The sequence below is a fragment of the Paenibacillus vortex V453 genome, assembly GCF_000193415.1.
Lineage (GTDB): Bacteria > Bacillota > Bacilli > Paenibacillales > Paenibacillaceae > Paenibacillus_AQ > Paenibacillus_AQ glucanolyticus.
This window is the reverse complement of record NZ_ADHJ01000044.1, coordinates 79,985-100,839: the sequence shown is the minus strand read 5'-3', so window position 1 is coordinate 100,839 and position 20,855 is coordinate 79,985. Positions and strand designations below refer to the sequence as shown.

General features: G+C 47.6%; 15 protein-coding genes and 4 pseudogenes. 15 read left to right on the top strand and 4 right to left on the bottom strand.

The window, feature by feature from the left end; translation table 11 throughout:
- The first annotated feature begins 20 nt into the window (after positions 1–20).
- The 3 genes from PVOR_RS24290 (at position 21) to glnA (ending at position 4,771) form a co-directional block, all read left to right on the top strand.
- On the top strand, positions 21–1,817 hold the full coding sequence (locus PVOR_RS24290) for a sensor histidine kinase (protein ID WP_006212188.1): 1,797 nt from the start codon (positions 21–23) through the stop codon (positions 1,815–1,817).
- A 178-nt stretch (positions 1,818–1,995) separates the two neighbouring features.
- On the top strand, positions 1,996–3,051 hold the full coding sequence (gene aroF, locus PVOR_RS24285; RefSeq protein ID WP_006212187.1) for a 3-deoxy-7-phosphoheptulonate synthase: 1,056 nt from the start codon (positions 1,996–1,998) through the stop codon (positions 3,049–3,051).
- 295 nt (positions 3,052–3,346) lie between these two features.
- Positions 3,347–4,771, top strand: a complete 1,425-nt coding sequence (gene glnA / locus PVOR_RS24280; protein ID WP_006212186.1) for a type I glutamate--ammonia ligase — start codon at positions 3,347–3,349, stop codon at positions 4,769–4,771.
- Positions 4,772–4,932: 161 nt separating this feature from the next.
- On the opposite strand, the pseudogene PVOR_RS24275 reads toward glnA, so the two are convergent.
- Positions 4,933–5,971 (bottom strand): annotated as a pseudogene (locus PVOR_RS24275) (LacI family DNA-binding transcriptional regulator).
- A gap of 482 nt (positions 5,972–6,453) precedes the next feature.
- On the opposite strand from PVOR_RS24275, the gene PVOR_RS32675 reads away from it, so the two are divergent.
- From PVOR_RS32675 to PVOR_RS24235, 10 genes are all read left to right on the top strand, one after another.
- On the top strand, positions 6,454–7,038 hold the full coding sequence (locus PVOR_RS32675; protein ID WP_268741814.1) for an ABC transporter substrate-binding protein: 585 nt from the start codon (positions 6,454–6,456) through the stop codon (positions 7,036–7,038).
- Entirely contained in the window at positions 7,028–7,798 is a 771-nt protein-coding gene (locus tag PVOR_RS32670) for an ABC transporter substrate-binding protein (RefSeq protein ID WP_268741813.1), read from the top strand. Before PVOR_RS32675 ends, PVOR_RS32670 begins: the two co-directional genes overlap by 11 nt.
- Before the next feature lie 108 nt (positions 7,799–7,906).
- A complete protein-coding gene (locus PVOR_RS24265; RefSeq protein ID WP_006212185.1) occupies positions 7,907–8,800 on the top strand; it encodes a carbohydrate ABC transporter permease in 894 nt (297 codons plus the stop codon).
- Positions 8,800–9,636, top strand: coding sequence for a carbohydrate ABC transporter permease (locus tag PVOR_RS24260; protein WP_006212184.1), 837 nt, complete (start codon positions 8,800–8,802; stop codon positions 9,634–9,636). Before PVOR_RS24265 ends, PVOR_RS24260 begins: the two co-directional genes overlap by 1 nt.
- 24 nt (positions 9,637–9,660) lie before the next feature.
- Positions 9,661–11,772, top strand: coding sequence for a cellobiose phosphorylase (locus PVOR_RS24255; RefSeq protein WP_234973086.1), 2,112 nt, complete (start codon positions 9,661–9,663; stop codon positions 11,770–11,772).
- A 94-nt stretch (positions 11,773–11,866) separates the two neighbouring features.
- Entirely contained in the window at positions 11,867–12,388 is a 522-nt protein-coding gene (locus tag PVOR_RS32360; RefSeq protein WP_234973085.1) for a hypothetical protein, read from the top strand.
- Between the two features lie 83 nt (positions 12,389–12,471).
- Positions 12,472–13,356, top strand: coding sequence for a hypothetical protein (locus tag PVOR_RS24250; protein WP_006212183.1), 885 nt, complete (start codon positions 12,472–12,474; stop codon positions 13,354–13,356).
- Between the two features lie 174 nt (positions 13,357–13,530).
- Entirely contained in the window at positions 13,531–14,619 is a 1,089-nt protein-coding gene (serC, locus tag PVOR_RS24245; protein WP_006212182.1) for a 3-phosphoserine/phosphohydroxythreonine transaminase, read from the top strand.
- 129 nt (positions 14,620–14,748) lie between these two features.
- On the top strand, positions 14,749–15,213 hold the full coding sequence (gene trmL, locus PVOR_RS24240) for a tRNA (uridine(34)/cytosine(34)/5-carboxymethylaminomethyluridine(34)-2'-O)-methyltransferase TrmL (RefSeq protein ID WP_006212180.1): 465 nt from the start codon (positions 14,749–14,751) through the stop codon (positions 15,211–15,213).
- 196 nt (positions 15,214–15,409) lie between these two features.
- Positions 15,410–15,679, top strand: coding sequence for an AbrB/MazE/SpoVT family DNA-binding domain-containing protein (locus tag PVOR_RS24235; protein WP_006212179.1), 270 nt, complete (start codon positions 15,410–15,412; stop codon positions 15,677–15,679).
- A gap of 278 nt (positions 15,680–15,957) precedes the next feature.
- Here the strand turns inward: PVOR_RS24235 and PVOR_RS24230 are convergent.
- Positions 15,958–17,044, bottom strand: a pseudogene (locus tag PVOR_RS24230) (phosphodiester glycosidase family protein).
- Positions 17,041–17,448, bottom strand: a complete 408-nt coding sequence (locus PVOR_RS24225; protein ID WP_006212176.1) for a hypothetical protein — start codon at positions 17,446–17,448, stop codon at positions 17,041–17,043. The pseudogene PVOR_RS24230 and the gene PVOR_RS24225 overlap by 4 nt, the downstream one beginning before the upstream one ends.
- 382 nt (positions 17,449–17,830) lie before the next feature.
- On the opposite strand from PVOR_RS24225, the gene PVOR_RS24220 reads away from it, so the two are divergent.
- Positions 17,831–18,487, top strand: coding sequence for a helix-turn-helix transcriptional regulator (locus tag PVOR_RS24220; RefSeq protein WP_006212175.1), 657 nt, complete (start codon positions 17,831–17,833; stop codon positions 18,485–18,487).
- 110 nt (positions 18,488–18,597) lie between these two features.
- Positions 18,598–19,813: pseudogene (locus tag PVOR_RS24215) on the top strand (aminotransferase-like domain-containing protein).
- 84 nt (positions 19,814–19,897) lie between these two features.
- Here PVOR_RS24215 and PVOR_RS24210 read toward each other — a convergent pair.
- A pseudogene (locus PVOR_RS24210) lies at positions 19,898–20,739 on the bottom strand (DUF2161 family putative PD-(D/E)XK-type phosphodiesterase).
- Positions 20,740–20,855: the final 116 nt, after the last annotated feature.

Here is a 20,855-nt window from a genome sequence, read left to right as displayed (position 1 = left end):
GATGTGGGGTCATGCATGTTATGGCGGGGAAATTCGAACGAATACGGGTCAAGATACCATTCGGTTACAAGTTGATGATTTCGTACTGTGTGTTCATCATTATACCGGTATTGCTTGTGGGTCAAATCGCGAATCAAGTCTTCGTTAAGTCAACTCGTGAGCAGACGTACAACAACATCCAGGGAACACTTCATCAAATGAGCGAGAATATTTCTTACAAGATGGAGGATATGATTCGAATATCAGACATGCTGTATTTCGATACGACCTTTAACAGCCGGCTGCGATATACAGAAAGCGCCTGGGTAAGCTACGATACAACGATCAATGTGCTCATTCCGAAGCTGGAGACAGCGGTGAGCACAGCGAATCGGAGGATTTGGCTGTCGATCTATCTGCGCAATGACGATCTTAGGGAGATCTATGACAGTTACGCGTATTCGGATCCGCTCGACTCTAACAAACGTCTATTCGATATTTATCAATATGAGCGGCTTGAGAACAGGACCTGGTATAAATTATATCCCAAGGAAGAGAATTACGGAGTAACACTCCAGTGGAAACAGATCGAGGATGATGCGAGCAACGGCCGTATCTCATTGCTGCGGAGACTGGTCGATATCAGTACGACCATTAAACCGCAGGAGATCGGATTCATGCGGATTAATGTCAGCATGACAGATTTGTTCGAAAGCATGGATTACAACAAGATCGGCGATGGCACAGCGTTGTATTTATCGGATTCCCAAGGACGCGTGGTCCTGTCATCGGGCGGCAAGCAGACCAACGTCTTTAGAGAGAAGGAGCTCCGTAAGAACGGGGATTTGCTTATCCGCAAGCCGATTCCTCAGCTGGGCTGGGATCTCATTGCCGTGGTTCCTGCCCAAATTGTGGAGAAAGATACCGTAAAGATACGTAATCTAACCTATCTGATCTGTCTCATTTGCATTGGTATCTTTTTTGTTGTCAGCATCGTGGTCTCAAGATATTTCAGTCGAAGGGTGTCCAAAATCGTATCGGTGCTTGATTCATTTCAGGAAGGTGAATTCCATAAACGGGTGTCTTTTAAAGGAAATGATGAGTTCACCCACATCTCCTCTGCTCTGAACGATATGGGCAGCAATATCGGTAAACTGATCAATGAGGTGTATCTCGCCGATCTGCAGAAAAAAGAAGCGGAGCTGGAGTCGCTTCATGCGCAGATTAATCCGCATTTCCTATACAATACGCTATCTTCCATCAGCCGCTTGGCACGGTTCGGGATGCTGGATAAACTTCAGCGCATGGTGATGGATTTGGCGAAGTTTTACCGTCTGTCGCTGAATGATGGCCGTAATATCATCTCGGTGAAGAATGAATTGGAACAGGCTCAGGCGTATGTTGATATTCAAAAGATCAAATACGATGAGCGGATGCAGGTTACCTATGATTATGCGCCTGAGGTGGTACGGTATGAAACGGTGAAATTGATACTGCAGCCGTTTATCGAGAATGTGCTGGAGCATGCATGGACCGGGGAGTATATTCATATCCGAATTACGGCCACAGTGCTGGAAGTGGAAGATGTGCTGGAATTCAAAATCATTGATAACGGCGTGGGCTTCCCTCCCGGCAGAGTTCTTGATAATACAGCTGGTCAGGATCTGACCAATGCCGGATACGGCATTCGGAATGTAGACCAACGGATCAAGCTTCACTACGGTAATGAATATGGGGTCACTTTGTTCAGCCGTGCTGGCATCGGGACAACCGTAAGAATTGTCATACCGCTGGTTAAGCGAAAAGTGGCAGAAGGACGTAATAAAACGTTATTGTAAAACGGAAAGAGCAGATCTCCCGATCATGAAGGCTTGAAGAATGGGCTTGACGACGGGAGTATTTTTTTTGTATATTTACTTTATCAGTTAAAAGCATAAAAGCTTAAAAGCGAACAAGCGCGAAAGTGATCATCAACTCATTCACAAACAAGAATATATTCAGAAAGAAGGTTATATAATGATCGTTATCACTTCAAATCAAATATTAGAGGAACAAGTACAGCATATCGTAGGGGAAATTGAGAAGGAAGGACTGCAGGCTCATGTATCCCGAGGGGCGGATCGGACGGTAATCGGTCTTATCGGCAGCGTGAATCCGAAACTTGCGGAGCATCTTCGTCAAATGAAAGGTGTAGAGAACGTAGTCAAGATCTCCAAGTCCTACAAGCTGGCGAGCCGTGATTTCCATCCGGATGATACCGTTATCGATATTAAGGGCACCAGGATTGGCGGCGGCAACCTGGTTGTCATGGGGGGACCGTGCGCAGTGGAATCTGCGCAGCAGATTGACGAGATTGCACAGCTGGTCAAGGCAGCAGGTGGGCAAGTGCTCAGAGGAGGCGCATTTAAGCCTCGTACGGGTCCATACAGCTTCCAGGGTGTTGGCGTCGAGGGTTTGATCATGATGGCTGAAGCGGGCCAAAAACATGGCCTGCTGACGATAACAGAGGTTATGACCCCCGAATACGTTGATATTTGCGCCGAGTATGCCGATATTCTTCAAGTAGGTACCCGAAATATGCAGAATTTCGATTTGCTTCGCAAACTGGGAACCTGCGGCAAGCCGGTTTTGCTCAAGAGAGGCTTTAGCGCCACCTATGATGAGTTACTGAATGCAGCGGAATATATTCTTGCCGGCGGCAATGCGAATGTTATGCTCTGTGAACGCGGAATCCGAACATTCGAAACGTATACCCGAAATACATTGGATTTATCTGCCATCCCGGTTCTGCAAGGGTTGAGCCATCTTCCGGTGATCTCGGACCCAAGTCACGGAACGGGCCGGCGCGAGCTCGTAGAACCGATGTCCAAGGCTTCTGTAGCGGCTGGAGCAGACGGTCTTATCATTGAGATGCATACGGATCCTGACAATTCCATGACGGGAGATGGCGTTCAATCGCTGTTCCCGGATCAATTCGCGGCGCTGCTGAAAGATTTGGAGCAACTGGCTCCATTGGTAGGTAAAAGCTTTGCCACTTCAAAAGCACCTGCCTCTGAATTTGTGCGCGTATAATAATCGATATAGGTGAATTTGATAGACTTAAGTATATCGTTCGCTATATGAGGAAGCTGGGCCAGTCCCTTATTTATAGTAGTAGACACTTGCAGCAAGCTCGCAGGTGTCTTTTTGCTGCATTTACATTAACTGGTTTTCGATGTCAGTATATATAACATCATTTTTAAAAATACCTTACATAGGTATTGACGTCAGGTTATCTCCCGGCATATAATGACGAAAAGAAATCGAAAGATTATGAACATTGTTAAGCTGTTTTAGTCTTAATGTTCGGAAATTGGGAGGAAGAGACATGTCGGTAGAGAAAGTATTGCAAACCATTAAAGAGAACAATATTGAGTGGGTCGATTTTCGTTTTGTGGACTTGTCGGGACGGGCGCATCACATTACCTTGCCGGCTTCAGAGGTAGATGAAGAAACATTCGTGAACGGGGTAGCGTTTGATGGATCTTCTATTCCAGGATTCCGCGGCATTGAAGAATCAGATATGGTAATGATGCCAGATCCGGAATCTTGCTATATCGATCCATTTACAGCACATCCTACACTTAACATTATGAGCAACATCTTTACACCGGAGGGCGATGCTTACGAGCGTGATCCACGCGGTATCGCAGCTCGCGCTGAGCAATATCTTCAAGAGGCGGGAATCGGTACAGCAGCATTCTTCGCACCTGAATCCGAGTTTTTCCTGTTCGATGATGTTCGCTACGAAAGCTCCATGAACAGCTCCAGCTACTTTGTAGACTCCGAGGAAGCAAACTGGAATACCAACCGCAAGGAAGAAGGCGGCAACCTTGGTTTCAAAGTTGGCGTTAAGGGCGGATACGTTCCAGTGGCACCTATTGATACACAGCAGGACATTCGCAGCGAAATGTGCCGTTTGCTTGAGGAGGCAGGACTGCGGGTTGAGCGTCATCACCATGAGGTAGCAACGGCAGGGCAGGCTGAAATCAACTTCCGTTTTGACACATTAAAGAAAACAGCTGACAATTTGTTGATCTATAAATACATCGTGCATAACACGGCTCGCCAATATGGCAAAACGGCTACATTCATGCCGAAGCCACTGTTCGGAGATAACGGAAGCGGCATGCACGTTCACCAATCCATTTTCGATGGCGATACCCCTTTGTTCTACGAAAAAGGAGCTTATGCTAACCTGAGCGAAACGGCTATCCACTACATTGGCGGTATTCTGTACCATGCACCGGCATTGATTGCTTTGACAAATCCGAGCACAAACTCCTTCAAACGTCTGGTTCCAGGCTATGAAGCACCGGTTAACCTCGTGTACTCCAAAGGCAATCGTTCCGCAGCAGTTCGGATTCCGGTTGCAGCTGTAACACCTAAAGGCTGCCGCATTGAGTTCCGTACACCGGACTCCACGGCGAATCCTTACCTTGCATTCTCGGCCATGCTGATGGCTGGCCTGGATGGCATCAAGCGCAAAATCGATCCGACGGCACTGGGCTACGGACCATTCGATAAGAACATCTACGAACTGTCTGATGCTGAGAAGAGAGAAATCCGCAGCGTACCAGGTTCCCTGGATGAGGCTTTGGATGCTCTTCAAGCAGACAGCGAATTCTTGACTGAGGGCGGCGTGTTTACGCAGGAATTCCTCGATAACTTCATTGAGCTCAAGCGCTCTGAAGCTAAAGCGGTTAACATCCGTGTTCATCCGCATGAGTACTCCCTGTACTACGACCTCTAATACTCATATTAAAAAAAGCTTAGGGCCTGTGGCTCTAAGCTTTTTTTAGTATGTAGATGGATGGAAAGTAGATAGTGCTGTCCAAGCGAGCAGAAGGGCGGCCTTCCGGGTGAGGAAGGTGAGGAAGGTGAGGAAGACCGTCGGTCCAATTGGACAAGCAATCAGAAGTAACCGAAGTGATGTGTCTTGCTCCCGCAAGATTCGCGTACGATAAGCTCAGGCTCAACAACAAACGAGCTGACCGGTGATTGCTTATTGATCAGGTCGTAGAGCATAAGTGCGGCCAATCGGCCGATCTTGTCTTTGTTTTGACGAATGGTCGTTAACTTGGGTGTAGTATATTTACATGCTTCAATATCGTCACAGCCAATGATCGAAACATTGTCTGGCACATTCAGGCCTTGCTCCTGAAGCGCCTGGATGGCCCCAATGGCAATCTGATCGGAGGCTGCAAAGATGGCACGGGGCAGCGATCCTGCCTGGATCAACCGTGTCATGGCCTTATATCCGCTTGCTTCGTAAAAGTCATCCCCGTTCAGAAACCACTCCGTACGGGCAGGAAGCCCGAAGCTCTCCATAGCGTTGCGATAACCGGCCTCACGCATGTTGGAGATTTCAGATTCCTTGCTGCCCCCAATGAATCCTAAGTCTCTGAAGCCTTGGAGGTAGAAATGTTCAACGACCTTCGAGGACATTTTATAGTTGTCCGACATAATGTGCCCCGACATTTCGCCGATCAGCTCAATGTCGACCCCAATACACGGAATGTCGCTCTCATCAAGCTCCTTAATGGAGGGCTCGATTTCTTCCCCGGATATAATGACACAGCCGTCCACCTGATAATGACGACATCTTCCGAGATAGTCGGCATCATCACCCTGGAATTTTTCATTACGAAAAAAACAGAAGGTCGTAACCGAGGACACCCATTTGTTTCTTGAACGAATTCAGAACCTCAACGAAAAAAGGATGGGTAAAATCCACATTCAATTTCCCGGCAAAAATAACGCCTATTAAATTGGATTTTTTCGTGGCTAATGTTTTCGCGGAGTTGGAGGGGGTATATCCGGTTTCTTTCATGATTTCCAGCACACGAGCTTTGGTCTCCTCGGATACATCACTATAGTTGTTAATAATCTTGGAGACGGTGGAAACGGATACCCCCGCCATTTTAGCGATTGTTTTAATATTCAACCCCATACTAAACGCCCCTTATTTGTTTATCAAGTCACCCCGAAATTTTCGTGGATTTTCGTTATAATTGTTAAAAAAACCTAAATATCAGCATGAAAAATGCCGCTTTCTACTTGTTTTTACGTTTAAGATGATTCGTTCGAAATTTTTTATAATTCTCTATTCGAAACTGTTTCGTAAAAATAGTGTATCTGCTTTAGTACTTTAAGTCAATGGAAGGAAGCGGCTATATACTTGGAGTATCAAGGGGAAATAACGGAATGATATCGAGACGAAAAATTGTATTGAATGAGGTTAAAAAAAGCTTTGACAAACAAAATGTTATGAGTAATAATAGGCCTTACGAAACCGCTTTCGGTATAATTCGCTGAATTACGAAATGGATTACTGAAATTTTCGTAGCATCAAGACTATACTGGACGAAAAGAAGCGGAATAATGAATCCGGTTTCATAAATGAATTGCAAATTAATTTCAGGGGGTAAAGAAATGATTAAGAAATTATCAGCAGTACTTCTGGCGGGTGCTTTGACTTTCTCGCTAACGGCTTGCGGAGGAAGCAGTGATTCGGCCGATAAAGAAACACCGGCTAAAGGCGATAAGAAGGTCATCAAAATTTTACACTGGAAACAGGATAACATCAATAAAGCAGTTGAAGAGATCAACAAGAAATTTGAAGAGAAGTACCCTGAGTATAAGGTGGAATATACCACTACAGGACCGGATGATGAATTTAAGCAGGCGCAGAGAGCGAGAATCACGGCAAACGATGTGGACGTTCTGGCTGATTTGTCCGGGATGAGACTTTCTCCGCAGGAATGGACGCCAGGTGCTAAGGTGCCCGATTGGCAGCAGTGGATTGATACAGGACTGATCGCAGATTTATCGGACCAAGCCTTCATTAAGAATTATAATGCTAACGATATCGAAAAAGCCGGAACTTATAACGATAAAGTCTATGCAGTTCCAACAGGCAAGGTAGCCATGTCCGGCCTTTTCTATAATAAAGAGATTTTCGAGACAAAATGGTCTGAGCGTTCCAAAAACGTGGTCGGAGTTCATTATGCTCAATGATGATCTGAAAGCCAAAGGCATTACCCCGATTGTTGTTGCAGGTAAAGACGTATGGCCTTTGAAACTCCCTGTATTCGCTCTGCAAGCCAAAATTCTGGGTGGCGGAGATCAACAGAAATGGATTGAGGGTGTTTGGAAAGGCGAGACGGCTTATAACGATGAAGAGGCAGTCGAAGTATTGGAAAAAATGAAGACGCTTCAAGACAATTACATGATTGACGGATTCATGGGGATTGATTATGCAACAGCGCCTTCTTATTTTGCAACAGGCAAAGCGGCGATGCTGGCTGATGGATCCTGGGATGCTCCAACCATTGCAGCTGCCAACCCAGAGCTGAAGTTCGGATACTTCCCGCTTCCTGCAACAGAAGATGCGGCGAAGAATGCATCCTTTGTCGGCAAGTATGATGTAACCTGGTATGCTGCCGAGAAAGGACCGAACAAAGAGGGAGCATTGAAATGGCTTGAGTTCTTCTCCGAACCGGAGAACTACACGACATTTGTAAAGGCTGCCGGTTTCATTCCAACACAGGATAACATTCAAACCGAAAGCGATTTTATCGACAACGAACTTACTCCGTATCTGGGGGACTTTGAATTGGCGTACGAAATCATGATGATCAACCGTCAGAATATCGGCGAGCATCTGGCTGCTGAGGGTGTTCATACTGAATTCCTGGCTCCGGGCGGTCTTTACAAAACAGCGAAGGAATTGGCTGACATTCAGCAAAAAGAATGGGAAGCCGCAGCTCCTAAATAAAGATTTCTTCTACTATAAAGAGACCTATATAGAATGAACCATACTGTAATCGGGGTCTGTGCAACAGGCCCCGACATTTATTGAATCGGGATTTGCGAGGTGAGAGAGATGTATCCATTTGGAAAAGGGTTTAATCGCTTCATACCATTATTGCTGCTGCTGATACCCATGGCATTATACATTGTTTTTTATTTTGGACCTTCGATATTGACGGTCATTTACTCCTTTACCGACGTTAAAAACCTCCCCGGCAGCACCTATCAATTTGTCGGGCTTGATAATTACAAGGATTTATTCTTCTCGGGAAATTCAGGCGAACGCTGGCGCTCCATTATAAATACCCTGATCTTCATGTTCGTTGTTACGATTGTACAAAATGGAGTTGCTCTATTTATTGCTGTGATCATCAATCAACGCCTTAAAGGAGATTATTTCTATCGTGCGGTGTTTTTCTTGCCGGTTGTACTAGGCGTAGCTGTGGTTGCCCTAATCTGGGGGATGATGTTTGATCCGTTAAACGGACCGGTCAACCGCCTCTACGATGTTCTTTTCGGATATCAGGATATGTTCTTCGGAAGTTTCACCCATGCGTTCGGCTATATTATATTCGTACAGATTTGGATGTACATGGGATACTCCATGTTGATCTTTCTGGCAGGACTGCAGTCGGTTCCAAAAGATTTATATGAGGCTGGTCATATTGACGGCACTAGCAAATGGCAATCCTTCCGTCATATTACCTTCCCTCTCATCGCACCGTCTTTCACGGTGAATATGCTGCTGTCTATTATTGGGGCTATGTCGACGTTTGATATCATTTTGGCAACAACAGACGGTCGATTTAATACCAGAACGATGGCATATGACGTGTACAAGGAAACATTCCGCGGCAGCTTGGAAATGGGTCTTCCTTCTGCGCTTTCCGTGATACAGTTCTTGATTATTCTCCTCTTTGTTGTTGTTGCCGTCAGACAAACGCGTAAGAGAGAGGTGGAATATTGATGCAGAATTCTAAAACAACTCAAATTCTTTCTTACGGCGTCGTATTTCTGCTTCTGATTCTGTATGTCGTGCCGCTTCTGCTGGTGTTCAATATTTCGCTTAAATCCTTTAATGAATATTTGCTCAATCCCATTGGGATCGTCCAGAACATTGAATGGGGCAACTACACGCAAGCATGGTCTGAGGGCAATTTTGCCGGTTATTTCACCAACAGTCTGATTTACACGGTGGCGGCAACGGGACTTACCATCATTGTTTCGTTGTTTGCCGCTTTTCCGGTTGCGCGCGGATATGTCATGTGGAGCGGATTCATTTATATGTTCTTCTTGCTGTCCCAGTTTCTTCCGAACCCGATGGTAGCCCAATATAAATTAATGCTGTCCTTTAAAGAGAGTGTTTCATTTTTCGGTTACGATACCAAGCTCGGTTATATTTTACTGAAAACGACGGGCACAGGCGTTGTATTCATGATGTTTGTGGGCTATATCAAATCGATCAGCAGAGATCTGGATGAAGCCGCAGGGATGGACGGTTCCGGATATATTCGTTACTTGTTCCAAATTATTCTGCCCCTTATGAAACCTGTGATAGCAACAGGTGTCATTCTGACCGCGATTGGGGTGTGGAATGACTTTGTAGGTCCGATCATGTATCTTCCAAGTCCGGCTAATTATCCGATCACGTTTGGCCTAAAAGAGTTCAGAGGGCAGTACGGGAATAACTGGCCGCTGCTTGCATGCGGAATAACGATCGTGGCTGCACCATTGATCATTCTGTACACGTTCATACAGAAATACCTTGTGGATGGCGCTCTTGCAGGAGCGGTTAAATCCTAATGGCATAAAGGGGAAGAGAACGATATGAAATCGACAGGATGGAAGTTTCAGGGGAACCAGGGCGTGTTTTCATTGAACATGCCTGAACATAACAGCTATTTATATTTTCCGTTAGTTAATGAAGCCGGCATGATGTCAGCCATAACGCCGAATCTTCATGGAGAAATCACAAGCAGTCATAATACTTTTTTGATGTCACCCGTATCGGTAGAGGATCTGCATAATTCTAAATCTGCACGTAATTTCTGGGTGTATATCGATGGATACGGGGCATGGTCCGCAACTGGCAATTCCGCCAGGCAGAATGCAAACCGATTCATGCAGCAGGAGGAAGAGAGCGAATTAGAAGCTGGGTTTCTATGGCATAAGCTGAAGCGGATTAACCGGGAAACGGGACTGCAAGCGGAAGTGACGAGTTTCGTTCCTGTAACGGATGACAAAATTGAATTGATGAAAGTGAAACTGACAAACACAAGCGATCAGCCGCTGAAGCTGACGCCTACCGCAGCCATCCCGCTGTACGGACGCTCGGCAGATGATCTGCGGGATCATCGTCATGTGACTTCACTGCTGCATCGGATCTTTGTTCATCGTAAGGGGATCGAGGTGCAGCCTGTTCTGTCGTTTGACGAGCGCGGTCACCGTATCAATCAGGTGTGCTACAGCGTGCTGGGTGCAGAGGCAGATGGTGCGGAACCAGCCGGTTATGATCCGGTACTCGAGGAATTTATCGGGGAAGGCGGCGCACTGGATTGGCCCGAGTCTGTAGTTGCCAACAAGAAAGCGGGTGCAGCGGCTGGTGATACGCTGGAGGGCTACGAAGCGATTGGGGCTCTCCGGTTTCATGAGCTTCAATTGCTGCCAGGCCAATCCAGAGCTTATGTGATCGCAATGGTCATTTCAGAGGATCGCATAGAATCCGGCAGGCTGGACGAAACGTATTTATCGGAGAAGAGTTTTGATGATCTGCTTAAGCAGAACGAAAACTATTGGAATGACAAGCTGGCAACCGTGTCCTTTCATACTGGAGATCAACAGCAGGATATGTGGATGAAATGGGTAACGCTGCAGCCTATATTGCGCCGTTTATACGGGAACTCCTTCCTCCCCTATCATGACTATGGCCGTGGAGGCCGCGGATGGCGTGACCTGTGGCAGGATTGCCTTGCACTGATGATTATGGAGCCATCTGAGGTTCGATACCTTCTGCTCAATAATTACGCAGGTGTGCGAATGGACGGAAGCAATGCAACAATTATCGGAACCAAGCCGGGTGAGTTTATCGCGGACCGGAACAATATTCCTCGCGTATGGATGGATCATGGTGCCTGGCCGTTAATGACCACCCTGCTTTATATCAATCAGAGCGGGGATCTGGATTTCCTGAAGCAGCCTCAAACGTATTTCCGTGATGTGTTTGTGAAACGGTGTCAGGAGAAGGACAGCCACTGGTTGCCGGAGAATGGGAATAAGCTCTTAACCGTGAATGGCAGGGTATATGAGGGAACGATACTTGAGCATATTTTGCTGCAGAATCTGGTTCCGTTCTTTAATGTAGGCGAGCACAATAACATCAAGCTGGAGGGAGCAGACTGGAATGATGGTCTGGACCTAGCGCCAGGCAGAGGCGAGAGTGTAGCATTTACTGCGTTTTATGCGAGCAACTTGATGCAGCTTGCTGATGTATTGCTGGCATGGCAGGAGAACCACGGTGTCGAATTCATTGAAATTGCAGAGGAAATGGCTGTTTTGCTCGATTCGTTAACGACTCCCGCTTCCTATGAGGATGTTAAAGGGAAACTCGAACTGCTGGATAGGTATTACGAATCAGTAAAAGTCTCTGTGACCGGAAACAAACTGAAATTAAGTTTAGCGGATGTTGTACAGGATTTGAAACTGAAAGCGGAATGGATCATCCAGCATTTGCGCCGCAACGAATGGATCACAAACGAAGAAGGGTATGCGTGGTTCAACGGATATTACAATAATGATGGAGAACGCGTGGAAGGCGATTTTCCCCATGGTGTGCGCATCACGCTTACAGGTCAGGTCTTTGCTGTCATGGGCGGAATTGCTGACGATGATCAGGTAAGCCGGATTACGAAGGCTGTGGATCGTTATCTGAAACGACCCTAACATCGGTTACCGCCTCAACTCGAACTTTGGCGAGATTCAGCAAAATCTTGGACGTGCGTTCGGATTTGCGTTCGGGCATAAAGAGAATGGCGCCATGTTTAGCCATATGAGTGTCATGTATGCGAATGCTCTGTATAAAAGAGGTTTTGTCCAAGAAGGATATGAGGTGCTGCAGTCGATTTATGATCTGAGCAATGACTTTGATCGCAGTCGCATGTATCCTGGTATTCCTGAATACATCAATGAGAAGGGAAGAGGCATGTATCCCTATCTCACCGGATCAGCAAGCTGGCTTCTGCTTACGATGCTGACCGAGGTGTTTGGCGTGAAAGGTAATCTGGGACATCTTCGCTTGGAACCTAAATTACGTTCCTCTCAATTTGGAGCTGATGGCAACGCAGTTGTAGATACAAGGTTTGCTGATCAACAGCTTCAGATTGTATACAGCAATCCAAGCGGATTGGATTATGGAAGTTATGGGATTCAATCCATTACACTGAACGGCGAGAAGGTTCAGCTGCGCAGTATCACCCGAGGGGCAGCAGAAGTGGATCGTTATACGTTGTCTGCGTTATCCATGAATGAATCTCATATCATTCTTGTCGAGCTCGCCTAACATAAGAACATGCAAATTTACGGAAGCCCTGGCAGACAAGTGACCGGGACTTCTTCATCATGAATGGAGAGGGAGCGATTAGCATGAGCCATCTATTAACGAACGGACAACTAGCCGTAGATATAGCGGATATTGATAGTTACCAAGGCACACGTTTTGATCGGACTGGATTCATTACACAGGTCAGGCTCGTGGGGAGCGGTCATACGTTCTGTGTTCATGAGTATGCAGAGGGATTTAACCCTGCCGGCGGATCAGGATTATGCAATGAATTTGGTCTTCACGACGGAATGGGGTACTCGGAAACCAGGGTAGGCGAGTGGTTTCCTAAACTAGGGGTGGGCCTTCTTAAGCGGGTTAATGAAGACGGTTATAACTTTCAGTATACGTATCCGCTGGAACCTTTCGATGTGGATATCACGGCGGACGATTTAAACATCACGTATGTGGTTCATGCAAGGAACACAAAGGGATATGCAGCCAGGCTGGTTAAGAAGATCTCCATCCAAGGTACCTCGTTGACCATGGATTATGAGCTCTGCAACGAAGGTAGCCGAAGGATTGATACGGAGGAATATATCCATAATTTTATAGGTATAAACGATCAGGACGCAGGACCAGAATACAAGCTGCGGCTGCCTGTACCTGTCCGATTTACGGAGGTTGAATCTGACTATACCTCCGGCTTGCTGTCTGTCCAGGGTTGCGAGGTGAACTGGAACGCCAAGCCGAGCAAGCCCTTTTATGGAAAGCTGGAAGGTTTCAACGGCAGTGACCACTCTTATTCATGGGAGCTCACGCATAAAGCCAGCAGGGCGGGAGTAAGGGAGAGCAGTAATTTTCCAGTCGCTTACATGGCGCTATGGGGTACTGGCCACGTGATTTCTCCCGAGGTGTTTATTCGCCTGAGTCTGGCTCCGGGAGAACATAAATGCTGGAGAAGGCAGTTCCAATTCTTCAGTTGGTAAACAAAAGGGTGTCCCTTTTGGGTCTTCGCAGGTTGGAACTGTAGGATTTATCCGTTTTTGATGGAGAATAAAAAATTGTATAAAATGCACTTGATGGACCTTCGCTTTGTTGCTATGATTAGCTTTAAATCTATAAAGCGATAAAGGGAACAAGGAGAAAGGGTGGAGAGTCTTTTGAGCAAGAGAGCATACAATTTTAATGCAGGGCCTGCTGCGCTGCCGCTTGAAGTGTTGGAGCGCGCTCAGGCTGAATTCGTCAATTACGGGGATACGGGCATGTCGATCATGGAAATGTCGCATCGCGGTGCCGTCTATGAAGCAGTTCATAATGAAGCGCAGGAACGCCTGCTGTCCCTGCTGGGAAATCCGTCCGGGTACAAGGTGTTATTCATTCAGGGTGGTGCCAGCACGCAATTTGCGATGATTCCGATGAACTTTTTGGGACAGGGCCAGGTTGCAAATTATGTGATGACAGGCAGCTGGGCCGAGAAGGCGATTAAGGAAGCCAGGCTGATTGGCGAAACCCATATTGCCGCCTCATCGGAAGCGAGCAAATACATGGCTTTGCCTGAGCTTCAAGATATCAAGCTATCCGATCATGCAGCTTATCTTCATCTGACTTCCAATGAAACCATTGAAGGCACACAGTTTAAGGAATTCCCGGATACCGGATCCGTACCGCTGATCTGCGATATGTCGAGTGATATCCTGAGCCGTCCTTTTGATCTAAGCCAATTTGCCATGGTATATGCCGGTGCGCAGAAGAACCTTGGACCATCCGGCGTGGCCGTTGTGATTGTCAGAGAGGATATGATTACAGATTCTCCTAAACATCTCCCAAGTATGCTCCGTTATGATACTTATTTGAAAAACAATTCGCTCTACAATACGCCGCCGTCCTTTGGCATATATATGATTAATGAGGTTCTCAAATGGATTCAGGAGAAGGGTGGGCTTGAAGGCGTTCAGGAGCTGAACCGCAAGAAAGCCGCACTCATCTATGATGCCATCGATAGCAGCGGCGGTTTCTATCGCGGCTGCGTGAACGCAGAAGTGCGTTCGGATATGAATATTACGTTCCGTCTGGGCACGGAAGAGCTGGAGAAGGAATTTGTGAAGTCTTCGGAGCAAGAAGGCTTTGTCGGTCTAAAAGGCCATCGCAGCGTCGGCGGTTTGCGCGCTTCGGTGTATAATGCCCTTCCGTACGAGAGCGCTCAGGCGCTTGTACAATTTATGCAGCAGTTCCAGAACAGCCGCAGCTAATACATCATCGAAGATGAACAGAAATAACCTTCCGCCCATCAGCGGAAGGTTATTTCTGGATACCCCGGGAATTCGGGATGGAATCGGTTATAATAGAAGAAAACAGAAGAAAAGGTGGACTTTATCAACATGGCATTACACATCGTACTAGTCGAACCGGAAATCCCCGCCAATACGGGCAATATCGCCAGAACCTGCGCCGCAACAGGCACTCATCTGCATCTGGTCCGTCCGCTCGGCTTTAATACAGATGACAAAACATTGAAGCGGGCAGGGCTGGATTACTGGTATGCCGTACATATTGAATACCACGATTCCTTTGAGGAATTAAAGGCACTGTATCCGGACGGACGTTATTTCTATGCCACGACGAAGGCAACCAAGCGTTACATGGATATCGAGTATCAGGATGGCGATTTTCTGGTTTTTGGCAAAGAGACCAAGGGCCTGCCTCCAGAGCTGCTTGCTGCAAATAGCGAGCATTGCATACGGATGCCGATGACAGATAAGGTCCGCTCGCTGAATTTGTCCAATTCGGCTGCGATTATGGTATACGAGGCATTACGCCAGCTGAATTTCCCGGGTATGGATTAAAAGCTGCAAAACTTCGAGTTTTTAGGGAAAAATCATCCAGTATACCTATTTGATATTGAAAAAAACTAAGAAATTCTTAATATCCAGCAGGATTCGACAACTTTTTATCGAACTATTATACTAGGCCCTTATTATCAGTTCTGTAATTGTGGTGTCAGAAATCACTTGTTGAAAATGAAAGAGGTGTACAATCGTTATGAAACCTGCTGGTGTTGTTCGTAAGGTCGATCAGCTGGGAAGAATCGTTCTGCCTAAGTCTCTGCGGAAGAGATATCAAATGAACGAGGGGGATCCCGTAGAAATTCTTGTACAGGGGGACCATATTATATTAGAGCGCTATCGTCCGAAGTGTGTCTTCTGTGGTTCTATGGATGGTGTAAGCGAGTTTAAAGAGCGTCTACATACTGGCTCGTCAATGCATGTCCGAAATAGCAACCAGCTTCCGAAACATGGCCTAGTTGCCTAATATGAATTACCTTTTGTAGCATCGCTAAAGAGCGGTGCCTTTTTTGTTTCGCAATAAAATAAAAACTCCCCCGTATTTCGGGGGAGTTTATGCCTTACAGGCCTTTGGTTTTATCATCATTGTATGACGAGGTCCAAATGCCGACCATGTAAAGGGCAAACACGAGCATGACGATCCAAAAGGTTAATGAGAAAGACATCCTTGCCACCTCCTGCTAAGCTATTCTTATTATAACCACCTTGGGCGAAAAAATAAATGAGAATATGAAGCCGATTCCATTACTCGAAAAATAGGAAGTGTGTTGGCACGGGCCGCAGACTTCCGTCTGATGGCTTGTTCACGACACGACCGTTCAGGACAAGGGAGGCCGAGCCGCCGCCATCCAGATTATAAGCGTCGATGACGCCCAATTTTTTCAGCTTGTTTTGCAGTTCCTGCAGTGTAGCGCCGGATTTACCCTTCTCATCGTATCCTTCGGTTACGAGAATGAGCAGCTGATCATCCTTGTAATTGCCGATGACCGTGCGAGGTGCCCGTCCAGGGGCCGTTCGCCACTTCTCGGGAATGGTGGTTTTGTAGCCGTTTTGGAGCAGCACGGGCACAAAGGTAGCACCGAATACCGGATCCAGGCGATCAAGATCGCTCTGATTGTAGAATTTTCCACCGATCAGCTTGCCGGATTTGCTCATGCCGACAAAGGAAAGATCCTTAAAGCTCGGTTGAAATCCTGAAACGTACTTGCCCTTATAAAAGGTTGTGCTTAGCGGATGCCTGCCCCCGTTGCCATCCGCGTATCCGCCGGCATTAATGCCGGCAACCGCGCCATGCCGACTTACCGCACGCATGGTCGTTTCGACGGACCCGGGTCTGCCGCTTTCACTGCCCAGTGACATACTCATGGCGGAAGGGTCCTTCAGCTTGACCTTCATCGCGTAACCGTGATAGGTACCCGGATTGATCTTATATAACTCGATTCGAATCCGGTCGCTGTTAACCGTCTCGATCGGGACCCCCAGTTTGCTTGTGATCCGGCGGTTATAGATTTGCTCCGGGCGTGCAGCCTGGGATTCCGCGGTTCGCAGAATCGTTCCTACCGAGGCTGTCGTCTGCTGATAGAGCTTGGCTGTTTTTTTCAATAGAAGATATCGTTTGCTCCGCAGTGACGGCCGCTTGATCCAATTCTTGCATGATGACGGAGGACTGTTCCGATATGCTGCTGGAAGGTATGTACTCAGCGGTTTCGTGTGATAGGTGCGGCGGCTTGGTTATCAACCACATACACAGCAGCAATCCGATAAAAGGAGCGATGGCTAGCATAAACGTTCGGTTGAGCTGCTTGGGACGAATATATCTCAGCCTAGTCACTTGAGCAGCTCCATCTTGCGTTCCAGCTCCTTCAGCTGTTTCTCTACCTGGCTTAACTGACTATACAGCTTATTGCTGTTGTCCGTCTTGCCGCTAGCCTGATCCTTGGTAAAGGTCAGCAGTTCATTAAAGGACTGAACCTTGCTCTGCATCTCATCCATTTCCTGAACCAGCTCATTAAATCTTTGGTCATACTCCGCTTTGAACGATGCCATCTCCTTGTGCGTATCCTGCTGCAACTGCACAACGACCTGCTCTTTTAAATGATTGCTATATAGGTAGGCTGCGGTCGTCCCCAGCCCGATCAGAACAATCCAAAATACCCAGAACCATTTGGTAGAAGGCCCTTTTTGATGCACTTCCTCACGGGATTTATAGGGGGCATTGTTTTCCGGCTCTAACATTGGCATATCATCACCCCTCAAAAACTATCATTTTTTCCAGATATCATTCTATCATGTCAGGATTACTTTCGCAAAGACGAACAAAAAGCGCGCGTTTTTTATGAAAAATAGATTGCCTAGAAAGTTAGAGTGGGATACAATCTGTATAGATTTGATTATCAAATAGGATACATATAAGACATTCGACCATACATATCGTCAAAGGCCCTGCGTCTATAGGATTAATTAACCTTTTTTCTATACGGATAACAGGATGGAATTGTATCAATCCATAGCCGCAAACAACGAGAAATCGCATGCCGGGTATGTAAGGAAATGACGGCGCTTACTTAATAGAGATGATAGAGATTCAAGTTCGTTGAAACAGGAGGTCTATTAGAAAATGAATCAGGTTTGGCGGGTAGTTATAGTTGGCAGTCAACCTACAAGCATGCTGGGAACAAAATTGATTTTGGAAGAGCAGCAGGATCTGCTCGTTGAGGGAATGACATCCTCAGATTCAGAAGGGCTTCGATTGGTCGGGGATTTGCTTCCTGACTTGGTTCTATTGGATTATCACCTGCAGGAACACACGTCTGAAGCCGTGCTGGAGCAGATGAAGCAGCTGTCTCCGAGGACCCATGTTGTCATCATGACCGATAACGATGGTCTTCCCTTGCTGCAATCCTTGATCAGCCGCGGCGCAAGCGGGCTGTTATCCAAACAGGCATCCACCTTTCAGCTTATACATATGATTACCGGCCTGCGGGAAGGTGTTGCATCACTGCCGCTCGAGTGGGTAAGGCAAGGAATATGGCCGCTAACGGCCTCTGCCATGAATGAAGGTGGACTTCAGCTCTCCGAGACGGAGGCCTTTATTATGGAACGGATTGTCCAAGGCATCACCTACGATAAAATTGCCATGGAAATTCAAGTAAGCCGCCGCTCCATTGATAATTACCTCCGCAAAATATACGTGAAGCTTGGGGTCTCGACCCGTGCGCAAGCGATCGAAAAGTACGCACTGTATACCCGCCAAGGCAGGCAAATATATGCGTGATGTGGTTCATAAGGTATAATATATAAATATCAGGAATACCTTTTAGAGGTTGTTAAGAGGCTCCTGAATACAAAACCGAGGTTTTGATAACGGTTAGAGGAGGGACTTCCATGCAGTATTCCTTTGCTTCCCGTGCACAGACCCTTTTGTCATCCCCGCTGCGCGATATCAGGGAACTTGCGAAGCGGGATTCTTTTATTTCCTTGGCAGAAGAGCTTCCGGCCGAAGAGTTATTCCCTCTGCATTCTCTGGCAGAGGCAGCGACATCGGTCCTGTCTGAGGATCCGCTAGCGCTGCAGTATGGTGAGGCGGAAGGATACGGGACCGCTCCGCGAATGGCTGAGCCAGGATTTTTCCCGGCGAAAGGGGCTTAGCGTTCAGCCCCAGCATATTTTACTGACAACCGGTACGCAGCAGGCCATTGACTTGCTGGTCAGGGTGTATGTGGACCCGGGTGACCCGGTGCTGGTCGAGAATCCAACCTCGCCTGGACTGCTTCAGGTGCTGCGTCTACAGGGCGCCCTCATTGTGCCTGTTGAGGGAGATCAGAACGGGATGCTGCCAGAGCATCTCGAAGCGATGATCCGGCAGCACAAGCCGAAGCTGCTGATGGCTGCGCCCAATTTTACCAATCCGACAGGCGTGATGTGGAGTTTGGAGCGGCGCAAGCAGGTGCTGGAGCTGTGTGTTCAGCATGGGCTTCTCATTGTGGAGGATGATTCTTACGGCGATCTTTATTTTGCGGATGCCAAGAATCAGGGGACAAGAATTCCTTCAATATTCTCACTGGAGGAACCCCAGGGTAAGCATGTTCTATATGTTGGCTCCTTCAGCAAAACGGTTGCACCGGCGCTTCGTACAGGATGGGCCGCAGGAAATCGGCGCGTCATTGAGATGATGACGGCGGTGAAGCAAATGGCCGATTGGCAATCCAGTATGCTGAATCAGCGGATGCTGCACAATCTGCTGGAATCCAAGCATTTTCAGCTGGAGGATCACATCGGCATGCTGAACCGGGAGTACGCAACGAGGCTTAAACTGATGGTAGAGCTGCTGAAGCGCAGCGCATGGAAGGATTCGACGTATGCGGTACCTTCCGGCGGGATGTTTCTCTGGGTGCAGCTGCCACCTGGCTTGAATGGCGATGCGCTGCTGAGAGCTTCTTTACTCAAAGGTGCGGCTTTCCTGCCAGGCTCGATGTGTTCCGCCGAAGATCATACCCGTGAATGCATCCGGCTGAATTTTACGCATCCGGGCCGGGATGAGCTGCTGCTGGGCATGAATCTGATCAGCGAAGCGGTGCTGGAATTTACTGCCCGTAATTAGACATGGAAGGCTGCTTCTTTAAGTATCGTTAATAACTATAGGGGTAGGCTGCTGATTGGACCTGTTATCAGGTCTGGAGTAGAATCAGCAGCCTTTTTTTGCATCACGGGATTTGCCGGTTTTCGGGCTGATGAATGTACATTTTATGTATTTTAACACGGTGGCGTAGTCTGCCAGGGCTTGGATACCGGCAGGCGTCAGCACGTAGCGTCCGCGGCTCACCCGGCGGAACCAGCCATAATAATTGCGCTGCAGGATATCAGCAGCCGATCCTACGCCGCTTCGATCCCGCACAGCCGCGGGGGAAATGCCGGGCAGCGCAGCGGCTGCACGCCCTGCTTGAAGCCCGTGCTCCTGCTCCTGCAGTTCATGCAAGCTGCGCTGCTCCGCTTCCGCGGAATTCATGGCTGCAGCTACACGCAGCGTTTTCTCGCGATATGCGGTAACCAGCTTGGCTCTTGTTATGCCGCCCGTGTTGTAATCACCGCTGCGCTCCCGAAACTCATACAACAGGCGCTCCTTCCGTCTGATGGCCGTTCGGCCCGTCTGTACGGCCATCTCCGGCTCACAGAGCACTTCCACAAAAGGCGCTTTGGTTTTGTAGAAGGTTACCGTGATAAGTCCCAGACCCAGGCGCCCGCATAACCCTGACAGCTCGTTCCAGCGCTGATTGACCGCTCCTTTTTTCGCACGGCTCTTCTCGACCGCCAGATAAACGTACGGAGTCAGCTTCAGTCTCTCGATGCCCTGGAGCAGCAGCGCAAGATTAAATGTTTTTTTTAACTCCACAATAAGCGGCTCCTCGAGGCCTTCCTTCATACCGACAAGATCACAATGGCGAACCTCACCTTTTACTTCATATCCATTCTATTTACAAAAAAGGCTTTTAAGGGAGCGTACAGCTCGGCTTCATGCTTTATCGCCATGGTTACTCTCCTTTTGATCCGAAACATGTTTGATGTCACGTTAATGTAATTTCAGTATAGCATGGGGACTGCTTTCATGCGTATCCGGGTGTAGACTGCTCGGAGAGTTCATCAAA

What these genes read in the sequence shown, in the direction of transcription:
- PVOR_RS24290 (WP_006212188.1), top strand. Translation starts at nt 21, where the DNA reads ATGGCGGGGAAATTCGAACGAATACGGGTCAAGATACCATTCGGTTAC.
- aroF (WP_006212187.1), top strand. Translation starts at nt 1,996, where the DNA reads ATGATCGTTATCACTTCAAATCAAATATTAGAGGAACAAGTACAGCAT.
- glnA (WP_006212186.1), top strand. Translation starts at nt 3,347, where the DNA reads ATGTCGGTAGAGAAAGTATTGCAAACCATTAAAGAGAACAATATTGAG.
- PVOR_RS32675 (WP_268741814.1), top strand. Translation starts at nt 6,454, where the DNA reads ATGATTAAGAAATTATCAGCAGTACTTCTGGCGGGTGCTTTGACTTTC.
- PVOR_RS32670 (WP_268741813.1), top strand. Translation starts at nt 7,028, where the DNA reads ATGCTCAATGATGATCTGAAAGCCAAAGGCATTACCCCGATTGTTGTT.
- PVOR_RS24265 (WP_006212185.1), top strand. Translation starts at nt 7,907, where the DNA reads ATGTATCCATTTGGAAAAGGGTTTAATCGCTTCATACCATTATTGCTG.
- PVOR_RS24260 (WP_006212184.1), top strand. Translation starts at nt 8,800, where the DNA reads ATGCAGAATTCTAAAACAACTCAAATTCTTTCTTACGGCGTCGTATTT.
- PVOR_RS24255 (WP_234973086.1), top strand. Translation starts at nt 9,661, where the DNA reads ATGAAATCGACAGGATGGAAGTTTCAGGGGAACCAGGGCGTGTTTTCA.
- PVOR_RS32360 (WP_234973085.1), top strand. Translation starts at nt 11,867, where the DNA reads ATGTTTAGCCATATGAGTGTCATGTATGCGAATGCTCTGTATAAAAGA.
- PVOR_RS24250 (WP_006212183.1), top strand. Translation starts at nt 12,472, where the DNA reads ATGAGCCATCTATTAACGAACGGACAACTAGCCGTAGATATAGCGGAT.
- trmL (WP_006212180.1), top strand. Translation starts at nt 14,749, where the DNA reads ATGGCATTACACATCGTACTAGTCGAACCGGAAATCCCCGCCAATACG.
- PVOR_RS24235 (WP_006212179.1), top strand. Translation starts at nt 15,410, where the DNA reads ATGAAACCTGCTGGTGTTGTTCGTAAGGTCGATCAGCTGGGAAGAATC.
- PVOR_RS24225 (WP_006212176.1), bottom strand. Translation starts at nt 17,448, where the DNA reads ATGTTAGAGCCGGAAAACAATGCCCCCTATAAATCCCGTGAGGAAGTG.
- PVOR_RS24220 (WP_006212175.1), top strand. Translation starts at nt 17,831, where the DNA reads ATGAATCAGGTTTGGCGGGTAGTTATAGTTGGCAGTCAACCTACAAGC.